Genomic DNA, 20,040 nt, shown 5'->3' with positions numbered 1-20,040 from the left:
CATCCGAGGCTCTTCACACTTCGATCCCGATTCCCGGAGTAAGGACGTCATGTTCTACTGGCTGCTCAAGTTCGTGCTGCTGGGTCCGTTCATCCATCTGTACAACCGGCCCGAGGTGGAGGGCGTGGAGAATATCCCGGCCGACGGCGCGGCCATCATGGCGGGAAATCACCTCTCCTTCGCGGATTGGCTTTTCGCTCCACTGTCGAGCCCCCGCCGGATCAACTATCTGGCCAAGGCCGAGTACTTCCACTCCCCCGGTCTCAAGGGGCGGTTCCAGAAGTTCTTCTTCAGTGCATCCGGCCAGTACCCGATCGATCGCAGCGGAGCCTCCGCCGCCGAAGACGCGCTCATCGCAGCACGCAAACTGCTGGACGAGGGCAGGCTCGTGGGTCTGTACCCGGAGGGCACCCGGTCCCCCGACGGCCGGCTGTACAAGGGCAAGACGGGTATGGCCCGGCTGGCGCTGGAAACCGGGGTTCCGGTGATCCCGGTCGCGGTGATCGGCACCGACGAGGTGAGCCCGCCCGGACCGTTCCGGTGGCGGCGCCGCAAGGTCACCGTGAAATTCGGGAAGCCGATCGACTTCTCCCGGTACGAGGGTATGGGCGGTAACCGTTTCGTCGAGCGCGCGGTCACCGATGAGGTCATGTACGAGCTGATGCGGATGTCCGGTCAGGAGTACGTCGACGTGTACGCCGCCAGCCTCAAGAAGGACGTCCCGTCCGGCCCGTCCTCCCATACCCCGCGAATCCCGGAGTCCGCGGCGAGCTGAGGCCCGTACTCGGTCACTGCCGGCCCGCCACGGGCGCTTCAGGCCAGCAGGAACGCGACAACCGGAAAAATTATCGCGGTGAAAGCGGCGAATACGACCGCTGCCACTCTCCGCTTCGACAGTCGCGTGAGACGAGTCGCGGCAAAGCCATAAATTCCCAGAAAGACCAGGAAGGTTCCCCAGGCGACCAAGGCTCGGCTGCCGAGCTCGCCGAGGGGCCGGGCGAACAGCAGAGCCAGCATCACAATGGTGAACCCCGCCGAGGCCCCCACCGCAAGGAAAGCGGCCCCGGCGGGACTGTTCATCACAAGGCGCGACTTTCCCAGCTGGACGACCTCTTGCGGATCCGTGTGGTGGACGCCCCCGCGTTGGCACAACATGTCGAACACCGTGGCCGGATTCACCCAATCGCCGACCTCGGACCGCACCTGCGCCAGCGCATGGATCGCATGTGCTGTCGAGTAGGAGGTGATGAAGCCTTCGCTGGAGGTACGAAAGCCACCTCGGTCGGCGTGGATGGGCGACAGCTGCTGGTAATCGAGTAGCTCGGCGAATGCACGGCGGAACGTCGGGTGAAAGATGAGCCGGTCACCGGAGGTGGCCAAGGCCGCGACCGAGAGCGGCAAGGTCGCGTGATGCCAGGTTTGCGTCACACTGCCGCGGCGGATCGGCTCCTCCTCGAGCTTGCCGAGGCCGGTCTCCAAGCACTCCAGGACCCTGTCCGCGGCAAGCTCGTACGCCCGCCGTACCCGGGGGCCACCCAATGCCGCGATCTCAGGAATCGCCAGCAAGCTCGCAATATGGGCCGAGGCATAGTTCGGCGACACCCATGCGTCACCATCGAGCATGGCAGAAACCAGAAACATCGTCCCACGAAGAGCTGTCCGCGCAGCCAGCTCATCGGTGGCAGCCAGGCTGACCAACCCCCGCACTGCGGCCGCCGTAGCCGTTACCGAAACCGGAGCCACACCGTCGGCCAGTGCCCAGCCGCCGGTATCCGGGTCCTGCGTCGCGACCAGCAGGTCGCGACATCCGATGACATGGTCATCGGTTGCGGCCCCACCTGAGCAACGCAGGGCCCGGAGGCGCCAGGCGGCGTCGATCGGCGCTCTGAATGCCCATTCGTCTTGATTGCTGTGCCGAACAACATCGCGACGCACCATCGCCAATACGAGCGGCTCCTCCGGCACCGGGCGACCGACACGCGATAACGCGCAGAGAACCTCAGCGGAATCCTGCGGATTGGGCGGAACGTCGGTAGACCACCCCCAGCCCGCGTGTTCCCCGTCGATCCGGACCAGGCTCCGCGCGAACCAGTCGGCAGCACGATCGATTCGTTCATCGATGTACACCACGCCCCCTTGGAATTGAAACCCACTGCACGGTAAGGATATACAGCGCGCGTAGCTTCGCCGCCACTATACCTGCCCGTCCGGTGGCCGAACAGCAACCGGACAATCCACCCGACGGGGTCATCCACCTGGCGCGAGAGTTCGCCGGGAGGATGGCATCACGTCGGTCGACCCGATCGAGTCCGCCGCCGCATTCCGAACCGGGATACGCTTCGAGGTGAACTCTTGAATGGCGTCGGTGTCCGAGCACAGCGACCTGGAACAAGCTCGATCGGAGACTACGGACATGTTCAAGGCGATGCTGGGCGCGCTCGGCACGAATTCCACCGAGGTGGAGACGGAGCTCTTCACCCCGGGAGTGCAGCCCGGACAGCCGGTGCAGGGGGTGATCCGGATGCGTTGCCAGGACCGGCCGGTGCGGATCAAGGGGGTCGCGGTGGAGCTGATCACCCGGGCCGAACGGGAATACGACGGCCGGGAGCACCTGGTGGACCTCGCGTTCGCGCGCCAGCCGGTGTTCGGGCCGTTCGAACTGCACCCCGGACACCCGCTGGAGGGCCGATTCGAACTGCGCACACCCTGGGAAACGCCGATCACCTTCTATAACGGGCGGCATCTGCACGGGACCGCGGTGGCGGTACGCACCCGGGTCGATGTGGACGGCGGATTCGACGCCGCGGACACCGATCCCATCGGCGTGGGCGCCCTGCCCGCGCAGCATGTTCTGCTCGCGGCCGTCGAAGCGTGGGGTTTCGGTATCCAGCACGCCGACGTGGAAGCCGGCCGAGTGGACCGGATCCCGCATCAGCTCCCGTTCTTCCAGGAGATCGAATTCGGCCCGTCACCACGCCTTCCGGGACTGAACCAGCTCGAGGTGACCTTCGTCGCCGACCCACACGGTATGTATGTGGTGCTGGAAGCCGATAAACGCGCTCTCCTGTTCTCCCCGGGCCGCGATGTCCAGGACGCGATCCGGGTCGATTTCGCGACGTTCGAACAAGTGAACTGGGTCGATGTGATCGGGCAGCGGCTACATCTGCTGGCCCGCTGAGCGGTATTTCCAGCGACGAATCCGGCGACGCAGCACTGGTATTTACAGCGTCGTCTCCGGCGTCTCCTATGGCGCCGTCTCCGGCGTCGCGGAGTCGAGGCCTATTAATCCTTCTCTCGACGTAGACCATCCGCGAAGGGGCGGGCTGTGTTTTCGGAGGCGCTCCGCGCCTCGAGGTCGGGGCCCTATCAACCCCTGCACTCCTCCGCTCCTCCGCTTCGCTCCCCCGCTCCAGACCAGGGGCGGGCCCCGACCGTGAACGCGTGGTGTACAGACTGCGCCGAGAGTGGGCACGATGGTGGTAGTTCCCATGGTGGTCGTTCGGGGCGGCTGGTCGGCGAAACCCCCCTGGACAGAGCGGACCAGCGATCCACACCGGGATGTCCTCGGCCGTCATGGGCTGGACTGCGTTAAAGCCACAGGTCAACGGTAGAATTCAAATGTGCCGGCACCGACGTGCCGGGGTCGGAGCCCGATCGGCGCCGCGCCTTCGCTCCCGCCGGCCGACGCAGAACCGGGAACCGTTCCGACTGTTCCGCCGACGGATAGGGGCAGATCCGTGATTCGATATCGCCGCAGCCGCCGGGCTGTGGTTAGCTTCCTGCCATGAGCACGCCGTCCATCGTTTCTCCCGCCGAGTATCTGCCTCTCGACACCGCGGATGTCGTTCGCACCGTGCGGAATTCCAGGGACCTGTCCAGGCCGCTCACCGTCCACGGGGGCGATCCCGCCGCCGACGGCCTCGCCCTGCCCGATCAGCAGACGGTGGTCTCGCTGCGCCGGATGAACGCGATCGTCGACCTCAATCTGGGCCGCCGGACGGTCCGGGTCCAGGCGGGTGCGCGGCTGTCCGATATCGATCGCCGGCTGAGCGCGCACGGGCTGGGGCTTCCCGTGGTGGGCGACCACCGGGATATCACCGCCGGTGGTTTCGCTTCGGTGGGCGGCGTGAGTACCGCCTCGCACCGGTACGGATTGTTCATCGATCAGATCGCGGATCTGGAGTATGTCGATACAGACGGCCGGATCGGCACCTGCGGCCGCACCCATCACACCGAGCGTTTCCATCGCATCCTGGGTGCCGGCGGCCGGGCGGGCATCATCACCGCGCTCACCCTGGACGCCGTCGAGATCGACAAGGACAACACCTGGCTGTCCACCGATTCGCACCGGTTCCTCGATTTCGACAGTTTCGTGGACTACGCCTACACCGAGGTCGGCAAACCCCGCGACGCGGTCCTGCAGGTGGGCCGCTGGGTGGACACCGCACCGCTCAAGGTGTCCCGCCCGGCCGGCGCCGGACAGGTCCAGCTGGGCACGGTCCGTTTCGGCCAGTGGTCCAGCCTCTACCCCACCGCACCGACCCGGTCGCTGCGTGCCCGCCGCGAGGTCGGCAGCCGGGCCCGCCGGTCGCTCGGTGCGATCGCCTCGGCCAGTAGCGGTAAGGCCGGAATGCCGGTCCGCAACGCCGCGGCAGGTGCCGTGATGTTCACCCCCAAGGTGCTGACCTTGCGGGACGCGGAGTATCTGGCCGATACGGTGATCAGTTCCTCGGAGCGCGGCCCCGCCTACCGGGTCGGCGTATTCGCACCGCTGTCCAACTACACCTCGGTGTTCTACCGCCTGCACGATCTGTTCAACGGGCACCGGGAACGCACCGGCTGCTTCACCGTGATCTCGGCCATGACCTACGGCGTGCGCTCGGCGTATCTGCGCGCCGAATCCGCGGCCCACGGCCTGCCGGAAACCGACCACGGCCTGATCACCTTCACCTGCCGGCTGCGCCCGTACGCGCTCCCCTCCGAACAGCTCCGCGATATCGTCACCGGCATCGACGAGATCTGCCACTCGGAAAACAGCACCCGCTACGAATCCACCGACTGAGCTGTTTTTTGGGCCGCCTCCGGCGCGGGGACCTGTCAACCCGGTTCTTCACTCCTCTCCAGAACCGGGCGGGCCCCGACCCCCGACCGCAACGTGCGACTCCGCTCACCGCAGCAGCAGAAAACCCCGCAGCCGACTCGGACTGCGGGGTTTTCTGCTCGAGAGAACTCAGTGCTTTTCGGGGCCCAGGTAGTACTCGAAGACCAGGCCGCCGGCGGCGGTGAGGATCAGGATGACGCCCAGCCCGATCAGCCAGGGCTCGAAGAAGGCGAAACCCAGGGCGGTGACCGAGGCGGCGCCGGCGAGCAGGATCGGCCAGGGGCTGCCGGGCGAGAAGAACCCGAGGTCACCCGCACCGTCGACGATCTCCGCGTCTTCGAAGTCCTCCGGCCGCAGGTCGAGGCGGCGGGCCACGAAACGGAAATACGTGCCGATGATCAGCGACAGGCCCGCGGTGAGCACGATCGCCGTGGTGCCCGCCCATTCGATGCCGGTACGCGATTGCGCGGTGAAGAAGCCGTAGATGATGCCCACGATGATGAAGAACACCGTGAGCAGTTCGAACAGTCGTGCTTCGATCCTCATCGGAGATCAGTCCTCACTTGCTCTCGGTGGCATCGGTTTTGACCGTGCGATCGGTGTTGAACGGCTGCGTCGAGGTGGCCACCGGCGATTCGCCGATGGATTCCAGTGCCGCCGCGTTCGTCATACCGGATTCCCGGGCCTGGATGTAGCTCTGGAACTTCTCCGGCGTCACCGCGCGGACCTCGAAGTTCATCATCGAGTGGAAGGTGCCGCACATTTCCGCACAGCGGCCCACGAAGGCGCCCTCGCGCTCGATCTCGCTGATCTGGAAGACGTTATCGGAGTTGTTCTCCTTCGGGTTCGGCATCACGTCCCGCTTGAACAGGAACTCCGGAACCCAGAACGCGTGGATGACGTCCGCGGCGGCCAGCTGGAACTCGATCACCTTGCCGGTGGGGAGGACCAGGATGGGTACCTCGGTGCTGGTGCCGACCGTTTCGATCTTGTTGTAGTGCAGGAACGAGAGGATATCGTTCTCCGGGCGGCCGTGGACGGGGCCCGGCTGCTCGTGGCCGTCTTCGTTCGTGCGCTCGGCGTACTCCTGCAGCTGCTCCTGGTTCGCGTCCTCACGCACGGTGTCGACACCGTTGTATGTGAAGCCGTTCTTCAGGTCGACCTCGCGGTACCCGAATTTCCAGTTCCACTGGAAGGCCGTCACGTCGACGACGACATCGGGATTGTCGACCTTCTCGTGCACGTAGTTCTGCACGACCACGGTGAAGTAGAACAGCACCGCGATGATCACGAACGGGATCGCCGTGTAGGTGAGTTCGAGCGGCACGTTGTAGCCGGTCTGCCGCGGGAACTCCGGCGAGTTCTTCTTCTTGCGGTGGAAGATGACGGTCCAGAAGGTGAGACCCCAGACCAGCACGCCCATGATGAGGGCGGCCACGACCGACCAGGTCCACAGTTCCCGCATCCGGTGCGCCTGCGGGGTGACACCCGAGGGCCAGCCGAACCGCAACCACACATTGTCGATCGAGCAGCCGGAGACGAGCATCGCGGTGATCCCGAGGGATACCGCCAGACCGGCCCGCCGCAGGACACTTCCCCGCCGCCGGGCAGGCCGTGCCCCGATCTCGTCGCTCGCCTTGTGCGCCACGCTCACGCCTTCCTGGTCGCCACACATTCCGACATCGCATCCACGGCGGCGAGGACCGCCTCCGGTGATACAGAAAAACAGCACATCGGGCCTCTCCGGCGGCCCTGCGCACCACGCAGCACCACCCGGAACAGTCCGAGTACTACGCAGCGTAGACCAAACACGCGCCCGGTACGCCGTCGGGTCGGCTTCGACACTCCGCGCGACAGCGTAGCCGCAGAACGGAGGTGTATCGCACGGGAAAACCGGGGGTGCGGCATACTCGGACACTAGATTTCGCCCACCGCGCCCGCCTGCCTCGGCGCGGATCCCCGACCAGAGGAAACGAGGTAAGCGCCGCAGTGTGTGGACTGCTCGGATTTCTGACGTCCGATACCGCAGCGCCGGAAACGGTGGAGCGGGTGTACGACGCCCTGCACTGTGTCCGGCACCGCGGACCGGACGAGCGCGGCACCTGGCACGACGACCAGTTGATCTTCGGATTCAACCGGCTCTCGATCATCGATATCGAACATTCGCACCAGCCGTTGCGCTGGGGACCGGCCGACGATCCGGAGCGTTACGCCCTCACGTTCAACGGCGAGATCTACAACTATCTGGAACTGCGCGCGGAACTGTCCCGCGACCACGCGGCCGAGTTCGGCGAGCGGCCGATGTTCGCCACCGAGGGTGACGGCGAGGCCATTGTGGCGGCCTTCCATTACTGGGGCCCCGAGGCCGTGCGGCGGCTGCGCGGCATGTTCGCCTTCGCGATCTGGGATACCCGTGACCGGGAATTGTTCCTCGCCCGCGACCCGTTCGGTATCAAACCGCTGTTCCTGGCGACCGGACCCGGCGGCACCGCGTTCGGTAGCGAGAAGAAGAGCCTGCTGGAACTGCTCGGCGACCTGGATCTCGACGAATCCCTGGACCATCGCGCACTCGAGCACTACACGGTGCTGCAGTACGTGCCCGAACCGGAGACCCTGCACGCCGGTATCCGCCGGCTGGAATCGGGTAGTTACGCGGTCGTGCGGCCGGGCGAGCGCCCGGTGACCACCCGGTACTTCGTACCGAAGTTCGGGGTGCGCCCGTTCGCGGTGAACAGCGAGGCCGCCCGCTACCGGGAGATCGCCGAGGCGCTCGAGGACTCCGTCGCGAAACATATGCGCGCCGATGTCACCGTCGGGTCGTTCCTGTCCGGTGGTATCGATTCCACCGCCATCGCGGCGCTGGCCATGCGGCACAATCCGAAGCTCATCACCTTCACCACCGGTTTCGAACGTGAGGGCTATTCCGAGGTGGATGTGGCGGCCGAGAGTGCCGCGGCGATCGGTGCCCGGCATATCGTCAAGGTGGTCTCCCCCGCCGAGTTCGCCGCCGCCATCCCGGAGATCGTCTGGTATCTCGACGATCCGGTGGCCGATCCGGCGCTGGTGCCGCTGTATTTCGTGGCCAAGGAGGCGCGCAAGCACGTCAAGGTCGTGCTCTCCGGGGAAGGCGCCGACGAACTGTTCGGCGGCTACACGATCTACCGGGAACCGCTGTCATTGGCGGCGTTCGACAAACTGCCGGGCGGGCTGCGCCGGTTGGCCGGGAAGGTATCGGATCTGATCCCGGAGGGGACCCGCGGTAAGAGCCTGCTGCATCGCGGGTCGCTCACGCTGGAACAGCGCTATTACGGCAACGCGCGGAGTTTCAGCGACGCCCAGTTGCGGTCGGTGCTGCGGGAGTTCCGCCCGGAATGGACCCATCAGGATGTCACCGCCCCGATCTACGCGCAGTCGGCCGGCTGGGATCCGGTGACGCGGATGCAGCATCTGGACCTGTTCACCTGGTTGCGCGGCGATATTCTCGTCAAGGCCGACAAGATGACCATGGCGAACTCGCTGGAACTGCGGGTGCCGTTCCTGGATACCGAGGTGTTCCGGGTAGCCGAACAGGTCCCGCTGGAGCAGAAGATCACCAAGGACACCACCAAGTACGCCCTGCGCCGGGCGCTGGAGGGCATCGTCCCGGGGCATGTGCTGCACCGCGCGAAGCTCGGTTTCCCGGTACCGCTGCGGCACTGGCTGCGCGGCACCGAACTCTACGACTGGGCTCGGCAGCAGATCACCGAATCGCAGACCGACCACCTGCTCGACAAGGCCGCCGTCACCGCGATGCTCGACGCGCACCGCGCCGGGGATTCCGATCACAGCCGCCGGCTGTGGACGCTGCTGGTGTTCATGATCTGGCACGGGATCTTCGTCGAGGACCGGATCAAACCGGAGATCGCCGAACCCACCTACCCGGTGCAGGTCTAGGCCACCCGGAACCCGGAGACGACGAAGGCCCCACTCGCCGAGTGGGGCCTTCGGTCTGCGATGGCTCAGCGCAACAGCGGTTCGAGCTCGGCGGCCGCGTCGGCGCCGTAGGCTTCGCCGAGCCGTTTCAGCGCGGCATCCGCGTCCAGGGTCCATTCTTGGGTGCCGACGGTTTCCAGCACCAGCACAGCGATGAGCGAACCGAGTTGCGCCGAGCGCTGCAGGCTCAGCCCCGAGGTGTGACCAGTGAGGAATCCGGCCCGGAAGGCGTCACCGACGCCGGTGGGATCGACCTTGGCGTTCTCCGGGACGGCCTCGACACGCACCTCGGTGCCGTCGGTATCGACGACCAGCACACCGTCCTTGCCGAGGGTCGTCACCCGGACGCCGACCCGCGTGGCGATCTCCTCCTCGGTGAGGCCCGTCTTCTGCTTGAGCAGACCCCATTCGTACTCGTTGGTGAACAGATAGGTGGAGCCCTCGATGAGCTGCACCGCCTGATCCCCGTCCAGCCGCGCGAGTTGCTGCGAGGGGTCGGCGGCGAAGGGAACGTGTAGTTCCCGGCATTCGGCGGTATGGCGCAGCATGGCCTCGGGGTCGTTGGCGCCGATCAGCACCAGATCCAGGGCGCGCTGTTCGGCGAGGGCGGTGAGCGAGATATCGCTGGCCTCGCTCATCGCACCGGGGTAGAACGAGGCGATCTGGGCCATGTCCTCGTCGGTGGTGCAGACGAAACGCGCGGTATGCGCGGTCTCGGAGACCCGGACCGCCGAACAGTCGACGCCGTTGCTCTCCAGCCAGGTCCGGTATTCGTCGAAGTCACGGCCCACCGCGCCGATGAGCAGCGGGGACCGGCCCAGCAGGCCCATGGCGTAGGCGATGTTGCCGCCCACGCCGCCGCGCCGGATCACCAGATCGTCGACGAGGAAACTCAGCGAGACATGCTCGAGCTGATCGGGCAGCAGTGCGTCGGCGAAACGGCCGGGGAACCGCATGAGATGGTCGGTCGCGACGGACGCGGATACAGCAATGGACACGTAAGTGGCCCCTTCGGAATCAGCGCGAACAAGAAGTAAACGGGGCCTTGCCCCCGCCGACTCACCGTATCAATGAACGGGGCCTACGACTACGCGTCGTAAACGGTGCTTATCCGCGTCGCCGATGGGCATGCCGACGATCCGCCCACAGTCCGAGCACTGTTCCGGATCGATGCCGACGAACTCCGAGCCTCACGAACATCGGCGCGCCCTCCGAGGGTGCCGAGTTCAGCGAAGCTCTGAGAGTTTCGGAAAACTCTCCAGCCGAACGTCGCCAGCGGCGCCGCGGGCCTTGCCGGGCCCTCGAATGTCGGCCCGAGTAGGCCGACACCGCGACGCCGCGAGCGACGCGGATATCAGTTGAAGGAATCGCCGCAGGCGCAGGAGCCGGTGGCGTTCGGGTTGTCGATGGTGAAACCCTGCTTCTCGATCGTGTCGACGAAATCGATCGCGGCACCCTGCACGTAGGGGGCGCTCATCCGGTCGACGGTCAGTTTGACGCCACCGAAATCGGCGATGAGGTCGCCGTCGAGGGTGCGGTCGTCGAAGAAGAGCTGGTAGCGCAGACCGGCACAGCCGCCCGGCTGCACCGCGATACGCAGCGCGAGGTCGTCGCGGCCCTCCTGGTCGAGCAGCGCCTTGGCCTTGCCCGCGGCGGCGTCGGTCAGCTTCACGCCGTGGGTTTCGGTGGCGGTCTCGTTCTGCACAGTCATGAACTCTCCTAATGGACAGCGTGGTCGGTCCGTGAACAGCGCACGGTTCCGGGTTCAACACCCTCGGACGGGCTGCTTATTCCCCCATCTTGCCATCTCCGGCCCCGTTGGCCACAGCACCGGCCCGGTCCGGGGCACGCCCGGCCGGTGAGGGTCGCCACGTCCGGCGCGGGCGGTGATCGGTCCCACCCGGCAACCGCCCGGCTTCCGTGCCGGTCAGCCGACCGATTAGCCTGGTCACTGTGAAGTTGTTTCGACGCGGTGAGTCCAGCGGTACCGACGTGCCCGCCGACAGCTCTCGGGCCGCGACCGCCACCGACGCCGACCCGGCACCGGCGAAATCCGCCCCTACTGCAGGTAAGGGCCGGCCGACCCCGAGCCGGCGCGAGGCCGAGGGCCGCCGCCGCGGCCCCGTCGCCCCGCCGCCCATGACCTCCAAGGAAGCACGCGCCCGCCGCAAGGAGACCCGCGGCTCCAAGGAGGACCGCAAGGCCGCCTCCGCGGATCGCCGGGCCGCCGCACAGGATCGCCGGGCCCGGATGCTCGCCGGTGAGGACAAGTACCTGCTCCCCCGTGATCAGGGCCCCCTGCGCGCCTATGTCCGCGATATCGTCGACGCCCGCCGCAACCTGGTCGGGTTGTTCATGCCGATGGCGTTGCTGCTGATCCTGTCCATGTTCGCGGCGCCGGCGTGGCAGTCCATCATCACCCTGGCGATGCTGGTGATGATGGTGTTCATGGTCGCCGAGGGTTTCCTGCTCGGCCGGATCGTCAACCGGCGCGTGCGCGAGCGCTTCCCCAAGGAGACCGATACCGGTTTCCGCCTGGGCTGGTACGCCTTCGTCCGCGCCTCCCAGATTCGTAAGATGCGCGCACCGAAACCGCGTGTCGGTCCCGGCGACGCGGTCTGATCCAGGGGTGTCGCAACCCGATCCTGTGCCGCCGGTATCCAGGACGTCCGGTACCGGGCGGCGCACACTGGTTCTCGGTGGCGCACGGTCCGGGAAATCCGCATTCGCCGAATCCCAGGTCGGCGAGGGGCCGGTCCGCTATCTGGCCACCGCGATCCCGGACCCCGCGGACACCGATTTCGCCGCCCGTATCGCCGCGCACCGGGCCCGCCGCCCCGCCGGTTGGACAGTGCTCGACGGCGCCGATCCGGCCACGGTGCTGCGCATCGCCCACCCCGGCCCCACCCTGGTCGACGATATCGGCACCTGGCTCACCGCCCGCCTCGACGCCCGCGGCGCCTGGGACGAACCGCGGGGCACGATCACGCCCGACACCGATGCGCTGGTCGCCGCCGTAGGGCAGTATCCGGGCCGGCTGGTGCTGGTCACCCCGGAGGTAGGACTCGGCGTGATCCCCGCGACCCGCTCCGGCCGACTCTTCCGCGACGAGATCGGCACCCTCAACCAACGTCTCGCCCACGTCTGTGACGAGGTCTATTTCGTCCTGGCCGGCCTGCCGACGCGCCTGAAATGAGCCGATCGTGTCGGACGCACCTGCTTCGATGAGCACCGTGCAGACCATGTCACGCGCCGATATCTGGGCCGCGATCCACCGGGAACGGGCCGCGCTGGCCGACGAGCTCGCCGATCTGACCCCGGAGCAGTGGGGGACCCGCTCACTATGCGGTCGGTGGACGGTCGAGGAGGTCCTCGCGCATCTCACCGCGGCGGCGAGTATCGGCCCGCTGCGCTGGATCCGCAGTATGGCCGGCGCCCGTTTCGACGCCGACCTGCACAATCAGCGACGGATGCGGGAATACCTCGGCACCGATCCCGCGGAGACACTGGCCCGGTTCCGGGCGGTCGGCACGAGTACGACAGCACCTTCCGGGCACACCCCGGCCTGGTTGGGTGAGGTCGTGGTGCACGGGCAGGACATCCGCCGGCCACTCGGGCTGACCGGGACTCCGGCGGCCGCCGCGGTGACCGAGGTCGCGCGGTTCTTCGCCGCCCGCGATTTCACCGTTTCCGGTCGCACGCTCCGCGAGGGACTCCATCTCGTCGCGACCGACAGCCCGTTCGATATCGGAACCGGCCCGGAAGTCCGCGGCACCACTCTCGCCCTGGTGATGGCGCTGGCGGGCCGCGACGGCTACTGCGCCGAACTGACCGGCGCGGGTGTGGCCACGCTGCAGTCCAGAATCACCGGCTGACCTCCCGCCGATTCTGCACGCGTCAGAGCCGGACCTTCGGCACCGGGAACGCATCCGTCGCGAACGCCGGATAGCTGGTCTATCGCATCGGCCCGATCGGCGCCCCGCGCCCGGTGAAGAACCCGGCGCAGGTGGCCCCGGCCACGTGATAGCTCGATCCGGCACCGGCGGTACCTCGCGAGGTAGGGGCGGCGGGGTAGATCGCTGGGGCGGGTGGTCCCACCGTCCCGTAGCGGTGCGGGCAATATTGTCGGAGGGCAGGCGGCCGGAACCGGTACGGCGCCCGGCGCGACAGCTACCCGATCGGAAGGCTTCACACAGTGTCAGAGGGATTCGCAGCCGTTACCCCGCCGGATGCCGGTGCCCGCGCGGCGGCCGAGCAGCGGCAGGCGTCGCTGACCAAACCACAGGGGTCGCTGGGGCGGCTGGAGGAACTGGGTAACTGGGTGGCGGCGTGTCAGGGCGTATGCCCGCCGGCCCAGTTCCAGCGTGCCCGGGTGGTGGTGTTCGCCGGTGACCACGGGGTGGCCCAGCACGGTGTCTCGGCGTATCCGAGCGAGGTCACCGCGCAGATGGTCGCCAACTTCCGGGCCGGTGGCGCCGCGGTCAACGCGTTGGCGCGGATCGCCGATGCCGGCGTGCGGGTCGTGGATATCGCGGTGGCCGGCGATACCGACCCCGCGGTGAGCGCGCACAAGGTCCGCCGGTCCAGCGGCGCCATCGACCGCGCGGACGCGCTCAGTGCCGACGAGGTCGACGCCGCGCTCGCCGCCGGCCGGGCGATCGCCGACGAGGAGATCGACGCGGGCGCGGATCTGCTCATCGCCGGCGATATGGGTATCGGCAACACCACCCCGGCGACCGTGCTGATCGCCACACTCACCGCGACCGAACCGGTCCGCGCGGTCGGTCGCGGTACCGGCGTCGACGACAACGGCTGGATGCGCAAGGTGGCCGCCGTGCGGGACGCCATGTGGCGGGCCCGGCCGGTCGCCCGCGACGGGGTCGAGTTGCTGCGGGTGGCCGGTGGCGCCGATATCGCCGCGATGACCGGGTTCCTGGCGCAGGCCGCGGCGCGGCGCACACCGGTACTGCTCGACGGGTTGATCGTGACCGCCGCGGCCCTGGTGGCCGAGGATCTGGCGGCGGGCGCGTCGGCCTGGTGGGTGGCCGCGCACCGCTCGACCGAACCCGCGCATACCGCGGCGCTGACCAAACTGAAACTCGACCCGATCCTCGGCTTGGAGATGCGGCTCGGCGAGGGGTCGGGTGCGCTCACGGCGCTTCCCGTGCTGCGTTCGGCCGTGGCCGTGCTGGCCGAGATGGCGACCTTCGCGGACGCCGGTGTCAGTACGGCCGCCGCGCCCGCCGTCGATCTGCAGAAGTGATCGCGCCGGATTCCGGGCCGGCGCTGTGCTGACCCTCCGTCTCACCTTCTCCTGGCTCACCGTGCTGCCGGTGCGCGGTCCGGCCGAGGTCGACCGCCGCGCGGCGACCCGGGCGATCGCGCTGGCACCGGTCGCCGGTCTCGCGCTCGGGGTCGCGGCGGCGGCGGCGCTGTGGCTGCTGGCGCCGGCGGGTGCCGCGGCCGGGTTCGTCGCGGTCGCGGTGCTGGCCCTGCTGACCCGGGGCATGCACCTGGACGGGCTGGCCGATACCTTCGACGGGCTCGGCGTGTACGGACCGCCGGAGCGTGCGCGGGAAGTCATGAAAAGCGGCGGCGCCGGGCCGTTCGGCGTGGTCGCGGTCGTCTCGGCCGCCGGTATCCAAGCCGGCGCGTTCACCGCGCTGGCCGGTTCCGGTCACTGGTTCGCGGTGATCGTCGCGGTGGGCCTGGGCCGGGTCGCGGTGGTTGCGGCCTGCCGCCGGGGTATCGAGCCGGCTCCCGATACCCGATTCGGTGCCTTGGTCGCGGGGACACAGTCACGGCTGACGGTGGTGGTGTGGGGGGCGCTCGCTGCCGCGGCAGCCGTCTGGGCCGTTCCGGGACTCGCATGGTCCGGACCGCTGATCGCACTGCTCGCGCTGCTGGCGGCCGTCCGGCTGACCGACCACGGTATCCGCCGGATCGGCGGGCTCTCCGGCGACCTGCTCGGCGCCGCTGTCGAGCTCAGCACATCACTGGCCGCGCTGGGTTTCGCGGCGGCGGCCACGGGTTACGGCTGACGGATATCCGGTTGTCCGGGCGCCGGCGGCTCACAGGCCGGGAATCGACCCGTACCGCGCTCCGTTGCCGTAGTGCTCACCACCCGACGCAAGCTGGCCCAGACACGTTGTGCACCCACAAAGCCGGGCCGTTCTGATGTCACCTGCCCCGAGATTGCGAACGCAGCGTCTCACCGCCGCGGTGCTGCCCATAAGGTGGTAGGTATGTCAGCCGAGCGTCTCTACTTCCGCCAACTGCTCGCCGGCCGGGATTTCGCCATCGGCGACCCGATCGCCACGCAGATGCGCAATTTCGCCTATCTGATCGGTGACCGGGACACCGGCGAGTGTGTTGTCGTCGACCCGGCCTACGCCGCGGGCGATCTGGCCGGTATCGCCGAGAGCGACGGCCTGAAACTGTCCGGGGTACTGGTCACCCACCACCATCCCGACCATATCGGCGGCACCATGATGGGGTTCACGCTGCGCGGCGTGAAGGAACTGCTCGAACAGGCCACCGTGCCCGTCCATGTGAACGACGAAGAGAAATCCTGGGTGGCGAATGTCACCGGGATCGCCCCCAGCGAGCTGACCGGGCACGGCCACGGCGACAAGCTGAGTGTCGGCGCCTTCGATATCGAATTCCTGCACACCCCCGGGCACACCCCCGGCAGCCAGTGCTTCCTCGTGGACGACAAACTCATCGCGGGCGACACCCTGTTCATCGACGGGTGCGGCCGCACCGATTTCCCCGGCGGGGATTCCGCGGCGATGTTCGCGAGCCTGCGGTCGCTGGCGGATATGCCGATAAACCCGGAGGTCTATCCGGGCCACTGGTACTCCGCCGACCCGCACGCTTCCCTGGACAGCATCCGCGACAACAATTACGTGCTGCGCCCGCGCTCGCTGGCCGAATGGCACGCCCTCATGCCGGGCTGATATCGCCGGTCCGGGTACCGGCGCATCCGCCCGGTACCCGGAGATCCGCGGGGGTCAGAGCACCCGCATCCACTGGTGGACATCGGCGAACGTGCCCCGCTGGATGCCGGTGAGGGTGTCGCGCAGCGCCATGGTCACATCGCCGGGTTCGCCGCCACCGATCGTGAACTCACCGTCCGGCCCGGCCACCGAGCCGACCGGGGTGATCACCGCCGCCGTACCGCAGGCGAAAACCTCGGTGATCTCGCCGGATTCCGCACCCGCACGCCAGTCCTCGACCGAGATCTTGCGCTCGGTCACGGGGTAACCGGAATCGGCGGCCAGGGTGAGCAGCGAGTCACGGGTGATACCGGGCAGCAGCGACCCGGACAGTTCCGGGGTCACCAGCTCGGCGTCGGCGCCGGAGCCGTAGACGAAGAACAGGTTGTTGGTGCCCATCTCCTCGACGTAGCGGCGTTCGCAGGCGTCCAGCCACACCACCTGGTCGCAGCCCTTGGCGGTGGCTTCGGCCTGGGCGAGCAGCGAGGCGGCGTAGTTACCGGCGACCTTCGCCTCACCGGTGCCGCCGGGCGCCGCCCGCACGTATTCGGTGGACAGCCACACCCGCACCGGTTTCACGCCGCGGGGGAAGTAGGCGCCGGCCGGCGAACCGAGCAACAGGTACTTGTACGCGGAGGCCGGTTTCACACCCAGCCCCGATTCGGTGGCGAACATGAACGGCCGCAGATACAGCGACTCCTCGCCGCCGGCCTCGGGGACCCAGGCCCCGTCGACGTCGAGCAGCTGCCGCACCGATTCGATGAACAGCTCGTCGGGCAGTTCGGCCATCGCCATCCGGCGCGCGGAGCGGCGGAACCGGGCGGCGTTCGCGTCGATCCGGAAACACGCGACCTGCCCGTCCGGCTGCCGGTACGCCTTGAGGCCCTCGAAAATCGCCTGTCCGTAGTGGAAGACCATGGTCGCCGGGTCCAGGGTGAGCGCACCGTAGGGTTCGACGACCGCGTTGGTCCAGCCGTCGGCCTCGGTGTAGTCGATGGTGACCATATGGTCGGTGAAGAACCGGCCGAAACCGGGTGCCGTCAGAATCTCCTGTACCCGCTGCGCCGGGGTGGGCGCAGGATGAGGGATACGGGCGAACTGTGCAGCAGCGGTCATGACCAGCAGTGTATGTCCTGCGTCCGCACCGAATCCGCGGTGGTCCCGTTGTCTGTGACCCACGAGTCTCTCAACCGTCCCGGTCCGAACCGGGCGGTCTCCGGGTTCAGCTGGTATGCGGGGTGACGAACGGTGGCCGCACCACGGTGCAGCGCAGCGACCGGCCGCGGACATCGACCTCGACCTCGCTGCCGGGCGGGATCGCCGGATCCAGCAGCGCCAGGGCGATCCCGAGCTGCCGGGTCGGCGAGAAGGTCCCGGAGGTGGTCACCCCGACCTCCCGGCCGTCGTGGCGCACCGCCTGGTTCTCCCGTGGGATACCGCGGTCGAGTGCCTCCAGGCCCAGCAGGATCCGGCGGGCACCGGCCGTCCGTTCCGCTTCGAGGGCGGCCTTGCCCCAGAAATCCGCTTTCGCCCAGCCGACCGCCCAGGAAGCCCGGGCCTGTACGGGCGTGATCTCGGTGGAGAGTTCGTGGCCGTGCAGCGGGTAGCCCATCTCGGTGCGCAGGGTGTCGCGCGCACCGAGCCCGGCGACCGCGCCACCCGCCGCGCGCACCTGCTCGACCAGCGCCCGGAACAGTGCCTCGGCGCCGTCCCAGCGCGGCAGCAGTTCGTACCCGTGTTCACCGGTGTAGCCGGTCCGGCACACGCGCACGGACTGCCCGCGCCACTCGGCGTCGGTGAATGCCATATACGACAGATCCGTGGGCAGTCCGAGCTCGGTCAGAACCTCCGCCGACCGGGGCCCCTGCACCGCGAACACCGCGTACTCGCGATGCTCGTCGGTGACGGTGATCCGCGGCGGCGCGGCGGCCGCCAGCAACTCCACCACCGTCGCGGTGTTCGCCGCGTTCGGTACCAGGAAGATCTCGTCGTCACGCACGAAATAGGCGATGAGGTCGTCGACCACACCCCCGTCCGCGGTGCAGCACAGCGTGTACTGCGCCTTGCCCGGACCGACCCGTCCCAGATCGTTGGTCAGCGCGGAGTTCACGAATTCGGCCGCCCCCGCACCACGTACGGTCGCCTTGCCGAGATGGCTCACATCGAACAGCCCCGCCGATTCCCGTACCGCGGTGTGCTCGGCCACGGTCCCCGCGTAGGAGACCGGCATCTCCCATCCGCCGAACGGCGCGAATTTCGCCCCGAGTTCGACATGAACTCCATGGACAGGTCCCTGTTTCAGCCCGGCGTCACTCACCCGCCGAGCTTATCCCGGCCCCACAGGGTCGCGGACCGCCCCGCGCCGGGTGCAGCACCACACCGGTGGGTGGCCTGGTCCTGGTGCTCCGCGGCGCTACGGGTCACGAGTTCCGCCGCCACGAGCGGCGCGTCAGGCCGCGAACCACATAGGAATGAGAGTCGGCCCGTCCTCGGGCAGCGTGTGAGTCGCACCGGTGGGCACGAATCCCTGCCTGGCATACAGGCGCGACGACCGTTCGGTACTGGCTTCCAGGTACGCCGGCATCCCCGCGGCCGCCAGCGCCCGGGTCCGGTCGCCGAGGATTGCCGCACCCGCACCCTGCCCCCGATATCGAGGCACGGTGACGATCAACTCCAGGTACCGATGCGGGAACCGCCGGGGGTGTTCCCGGGCCAGGAGTTCGGTGACATACGCCGAACGCTGTAGCGGACGGCTATCCGGAGCCCGTTCGGCGTGTTCGCGGGCGGTGGTCGCGTCGGCCAGCAGACGGTCGACGGAAGTGACGGCTTGCCAGACCGAGACCGCCCAGATCTCGTCCTCGGCGCCCGCGATCCAGATCTCGTCGTCACCGAACCCGCGTTCGATGATCTCGGGCAGATAGACGTCGAGGAACTGATCCATTGGATGCCCCCGCATTATCCATTCCGTCACCGCCTCGTCCGGGGCAGCCTCCCGCAGCGCCGTCATCAGGGGGTCGAAATCGTCTCGTTCCGCCCGCCGCACACTCAGTTCCGCACCCACGACGCCGCCTCCTAGGTGAATGGTGTTCCTGTAGACGAACATATGCGGCTCACCAGTGCATCACCACTATTTCGTCACGGCATTTCGTGTGATGAAATCGGGGTCGTGACCCACTGTGTGCGCTGCGGTGAAACCCTTCGTCAACCCGCCCGGGGACGGCGCCGGCGCTACTGCTCGCGGTCCTGTCAGGGACGCGCCTATCGGGATCGCCGGGCCACGGTGCCGCCGCGGGAACGCCCGATCGCCCGCCGGTTGTCCACCGTCTCGATCACCCGCGCCGCCGTCGGACTCGCCGACCGTGCGGGCCTGGAGGGTTTGACCATGCGGCGGCTGGCCGGCGAACTGGGCGTCGCGACCGCATCGCTCTACCGGTATTTCGACGACCGGGAACATCTCCTCGTCGCGATGACCGATCTGGTCCTCGCCGAAACCCCGCCTCCGCCGCCGGACCTCACCGGGTGGCGCGCGCGAATGCGCTACGAGGCGCACCAGGAATGGCAGCTCTACCGGCGCCATCCCTGGATACTGTCCGTCCTCGCGCGCGTCCGGCCGCCGCTCGGGCAGAGCCTGTTCGACGCGCTGGAGCGCGCCTTCGCCGCCCTCGACGAATTCAACCTGCCACGGGCACAGTTGATGTCGGCCTACCTGAGCTACTCGGCACTGGTCCAGGGACTGGCTCTGCTGTGGACCTCCGAGCGGGTGGATCGCATCGGCGGCGCCGGAGCGGCCACCGATATTCCGGCGGCCCTCGCCGAACTCATCGACCCGGCGGCCCGGCCCACGCTGCACAAGGTCTTCGCCCCACCGGCCCCGGAACTCGATTTCGACGCGCTGCTCACCGAGGCCGTGGACACGCTCCTGGACGGTGTCGCGATGCGGCACGCGAGCACCACCGAATAGCCTGAAGG

Annotated in this window: 19 protein-coding genes; 11 read left to right on the top strand and 8 right to left on the bottom strand. The window is 68.1% G+C overall.

Annotated features, from left to right (window positions below):
• Positions 1-49: 49 nt before the first annotated feature.
• Positions 50-775, top strand: a complete 726-nt coding sequence (locus tag ACIA75_RS12385; protein WP_397102967.1) for a lysophospholipid acyltransferase family protein — start codon at positions 50-52, stop codon at positions 773-775.
• Positions 776-813: 38 nt separating this feature from the next.
• Here the strand turns inward: ACIA75_RS12385 and ACIA75_RS12380 are convergent, their stop codons facing one another.
• Entirely contained in the window at positions 814-2,127 is a 1,314-nt protein-coding gene (locus ACIA75_RS12380; RefSeq protein ID WP_397102965.1) for a hypothetical protein, read from the bottom strand.
• 229 nt (positions 2,128-2,356) lie between these two features.
• Between ACIA75_RS12380 and ACIA75_RS12375 the strand changes: the two genes are divergently transcribed.
• Together ACIA75_RS12375 and ACIA75_RS12370 are read left to right on the top strand one after the other, a co-directional pair.
• A complete protein-coding gene (locus tag ACIA75_RS12375) occupies positions 2,357-3,178 on the top strand; it encodes a sporulation protein (protein ID WP_397102963.1) in 822 nt (273 codons plus the stop codon).
• 606 nt (positions 3,179-3,784) lie between these two features.
• The gene (locus ACIA75_RS12370; protein ID WP_397102961.1) at positions 3,785-5,062 is read left to right on the top strand and encodes an FAD-binding oxidoreductase; all 1,278 of its coding nucleotides are present in this window, start codon (positions 3,785-3,787) and stop codon (positions 5,060-5,062) included.
• Positions 5,063-5,230: 168 nt separating this feature from the next.
• Here ACIA75_RS12370 and ACIA75_RS12365 read toward each other — a convergent pair whose 3' ends face one another.
• On the bottom strand, positions 5,231-5,647 hold the full coding sequence (locus ACIA75_RS12365) for a cytochrome c oxidase subunit 4 (RefSeq protein ID WP_397102959.1): 417 nt from the start codon (positions 5,645-5,647) through the stop codon (positions 5,231-5,233).
• Positions 5,648-5,660: 13 nt separating this feature from the next.
• The gene (locus ACIA75_RS12360) at positions 5,661-6,647 is read right to left on the bottom strand and encodes a cytochrome c oxidase subunit II (RefSeq protein ID WP_397103466.1); all 987 of its coding nucleotides are present in this window, start codon (positions 6,645-6,647) and stop codon (positions 5,661-5,663) included.
• A 443-nt stretch (positions 6,648-7,090) separates the two neighbouring features.
• Here ACIA75_RS12360 and asnB point away from each other — a divergent pair, with 443 nt between their 5' ends.
• The gene (gene asnB / locus ACIA75_RS12355) at positions 7,091-9,034 is read left to right on the top strand and encodes an asparagine synthase (glutamine-hydrolyzing) (protein WP_397102957.1); all 1,944 of its coding nucleotides are present in this window, start codon (positions 7,091-7,093) and stop codon (positions 9,032-9,034) included.
• Between the two features lie 65 nt (positions 9,035-9,099).
• Here asnB and ACIA75_RS12350 read toward each other — a convergent pair whose 3' ends face one another.
• Positions 9,100-10,071 (bottom strand): carbohydrate kinase family protein, encoded by a 972-nt coding sequence (locus tag ACIA75_RS12350; protein ID WP_397102955.1) that lies wholly within the window; start codon positions 10,069-10,071, stop codon positions 9,100-9,102.
• A gap of 356 nt (positions 10,072-10,427) precedes the next feature.
• Positions 10,428-10,784 (bottom strand): HesB/IscA family protein, encoded by a 357-nt coding sequence (locus ACIA75_RS12345; RefSeq protein WP_397102953.1) that lies wholly within the window; start codon positions 10,782-10,784, stop codon positions 10,428-10,430.
• Between the two features lie 242 nt (positions 10,785-11,026).
• On the opposite strand from ACIA75_RS12345, the gene ACIA75_RS12340 reads away from it, so the two are divergent.
• The 6 genes from ACIA75_RS12340 (at position 11,027) to ACIA75_RS12315 (ending at position 16,032) form a co-directional block, all read left to right on the top strand.
• Positions 11,027-11,695 (top strand): DUF3043 domain-containing protein, encoded by a 669-nt coding sequence (locus ACIA75_RS12340; protein WP_397102951.1) that lies wholly within the window; start codon positions 11,027-11,029, stop codon positions 11,693-11,695.
• Positions 11,696-11,702: 7 nt separating this feature from the next.
• Complete coding sequence (locus tag ACIA75_RS12335) at positions 11,703-12,269, top strand: bifunctional adenosylcobinamide kinase/adenosylcobinamide-phosphate guanylyltransferase (RefSeq protein ID WP_397102949.1); 567 nt, start codon at positions 11,703-11,705, stop codon at positions 12,267-12,269.
• 7 nt (positions 12,270-12,276) lie between these two features.
• Complete coding sequence (locus tag ACIA75_RS12330) at positions 12,277-12,948, top strand: maleylpyruvate isomerase family mycothiol-dependent enzyme (RefSeq protein WP_397102947.1); 672 nt, start codon at positions 12,277-12,279, stop codon at positions 12,946-12,948.
• Between the two features lie 320 nt (positions 12,949-13,268).
• Positions 13,269-14,336 (top strand): nicotinate-nucleotide--dimethylbenzimidazole phosphoribosyltransferase, encoded by a 1,068-nt coding sequence (cobT, locus tag ACIA75_RS12325; protein WP_397102945.1) that lies wholly within the window; start codon positions 13,269-13,271, stop codon positions 14,334-14,336.
• A gap of 25 nt (positions 14,337-14,361) precedes the next feature.
• On the top strand, positions 14,362-15,114 hold the full coding sequence (locus ACIA75_RS12320) for an adenosylcobinamide-GDP ribazoletransferase (RefSeq protein WP_397102943.1): 753 nt from the start codon (positions 14,362-14,364) through the stop codon (positions 15,112-15,114).
• A gap of 204 nt (positions 15,115-15,318) precedes the next feature.
• Entirely contained in the window at positions 15,319-16,032 is a 714-nt protein-coding gene (locus ACIA75_RS12315) for an MBL fold metallo-hydrolase (RefSeq protein ID WP_397102941.1), read from the top strand.
• Positions 16,033-16,086: 54 nt separating this feature from the next.
• On the opposite strand, the gene ACIA75_RS12310 is transcribed toward ACIA75_RS12315, so the two are convergent.
• From ACIA75_RS12310 to ACIA75_RS12300, 3 genes are all read right to left on the bottom strand, one after another.
• A complete protein-coding gene (locus tag ACIA75_RS12310; protein WP_397102939.1) occupies positions 16,087-17,187 on the bottom strand; it encodes a branched-chain amino acid aminotransferase in 1,101 nt (366 codons plus the stop codon).
• Between the two features lie 106 nt (positions 17,188-17,293).
• Positions 17,294-18,388: a glycine cleavage system aminomethyltransferase GcvT gene (gene gcvT, locus ACIA75_RS12305; protein WP_397102937.1), complete on the bottom strand. Its 1,095-nt coding sequence runs from the start codon at positions 18,386-18,388 to the stop codon at positions 17,294-17,296.
• A 132-nt stretch (positions 18,389-18,520) separates the two neighbouring features.
• Positions 18,521-19,132, bottom strand: a complete 612-nt coding sequence (locus ACIA75_RS12300; protein WP_397102935.1) for a GNAT family N-acetyltransferase — start codon at positions 19,130-19,132, stop codon at positions 18,521-18,523.
• A gap of 105 nt (positions 19,133-19,237) precedes the next feature.
• On the opposite strand from ACIA75_RS12300, the gene ACIA75_RS12295 reads away from it, so the two are divergent.
• Positions 19,238-20,032, top strand: coding sequence for a TetR/AcrR family transcriptional regulator (locus tag ACIA75_RS12295; RefSeq protein ID WP_397102933.1), 795 nt, complete (start codon positions 19,238-19,240; stop codon positions 20,030-20,032).
• Positions 20,033-20,040: the final 8 nt, after the last annotated feature.

The organism is Nocardia sp. NPDC051750 (genome assembly GCF_044453135.1).
GTDB lineage: Bacteria > Actinomycetota > Actinomycetes > Mycobacteriales > Mycobacteriaceae > Nocardia.
This window is presented reverse-complemented; position numbering and strand designations above follow the sequence as displayed.

Bases quoted from the DNA above. Each gene is read 5' to 3' on its own strand.
- ACIA75_RS12385 (WP_397102967.1), top strand. From the start codon at position 50: ATGTTCTACTGGCTGCTCAAGTTCGTGCTGCTGGGTCCGTTCATCCAT.
- ACIA75_RS12375 (WP_397102963.1), top strand. From the start codon at position 2,357: ATGGCGTCGGTGTCCGAGCACAGCGACCTGGAACAAGCTCGATCGGAG.
- ACIA75_RS12370 (WP_397102961.1), top strand. From the start codon at position 3,785: ATGAGCACGCCGTCCATCGTTTCTCCCGCCGAGTATCTGCCTCTCGAC.
- ACIA75_RS12365 (WP_397102959.1), bottom strand. From the start codon at position 5,647: ATGAGGATCGAAGCACGACTGTTCGAACTGCTCACGGTGTTCTTCATC.
- ACIA75_RS12360 (WP_397103466.1), bottom strand. From the start codon at position 6,647: ATGCTCGTCTCCGGCTGCTCGATCGACAATGTGTGGTTGCGGTTCGGC.
- ACIA75_RS12345 (WP_397102953.1), bottom strand. From the start codon at position 10,784: ATGACTGTGCAGAACGAGACCGCCACCGAAACCCACGGCGTGAAGCTG.
- ACIA75_RS12315 (WP_397102941.1), top strand. From the start codon at position 15,319: ATGTCAGCCGAGCGTCTCTACTTCCGCCAACTGCTCGCCGGCCGGGAT.
- ACIA75_RS12310 (WP_397102939.1), bottom strand. From the start codon at position 17,187: ATGACCGCTGCTGCACAGTTCGCCCGTATCCCTCATCCTGCGCCCACC.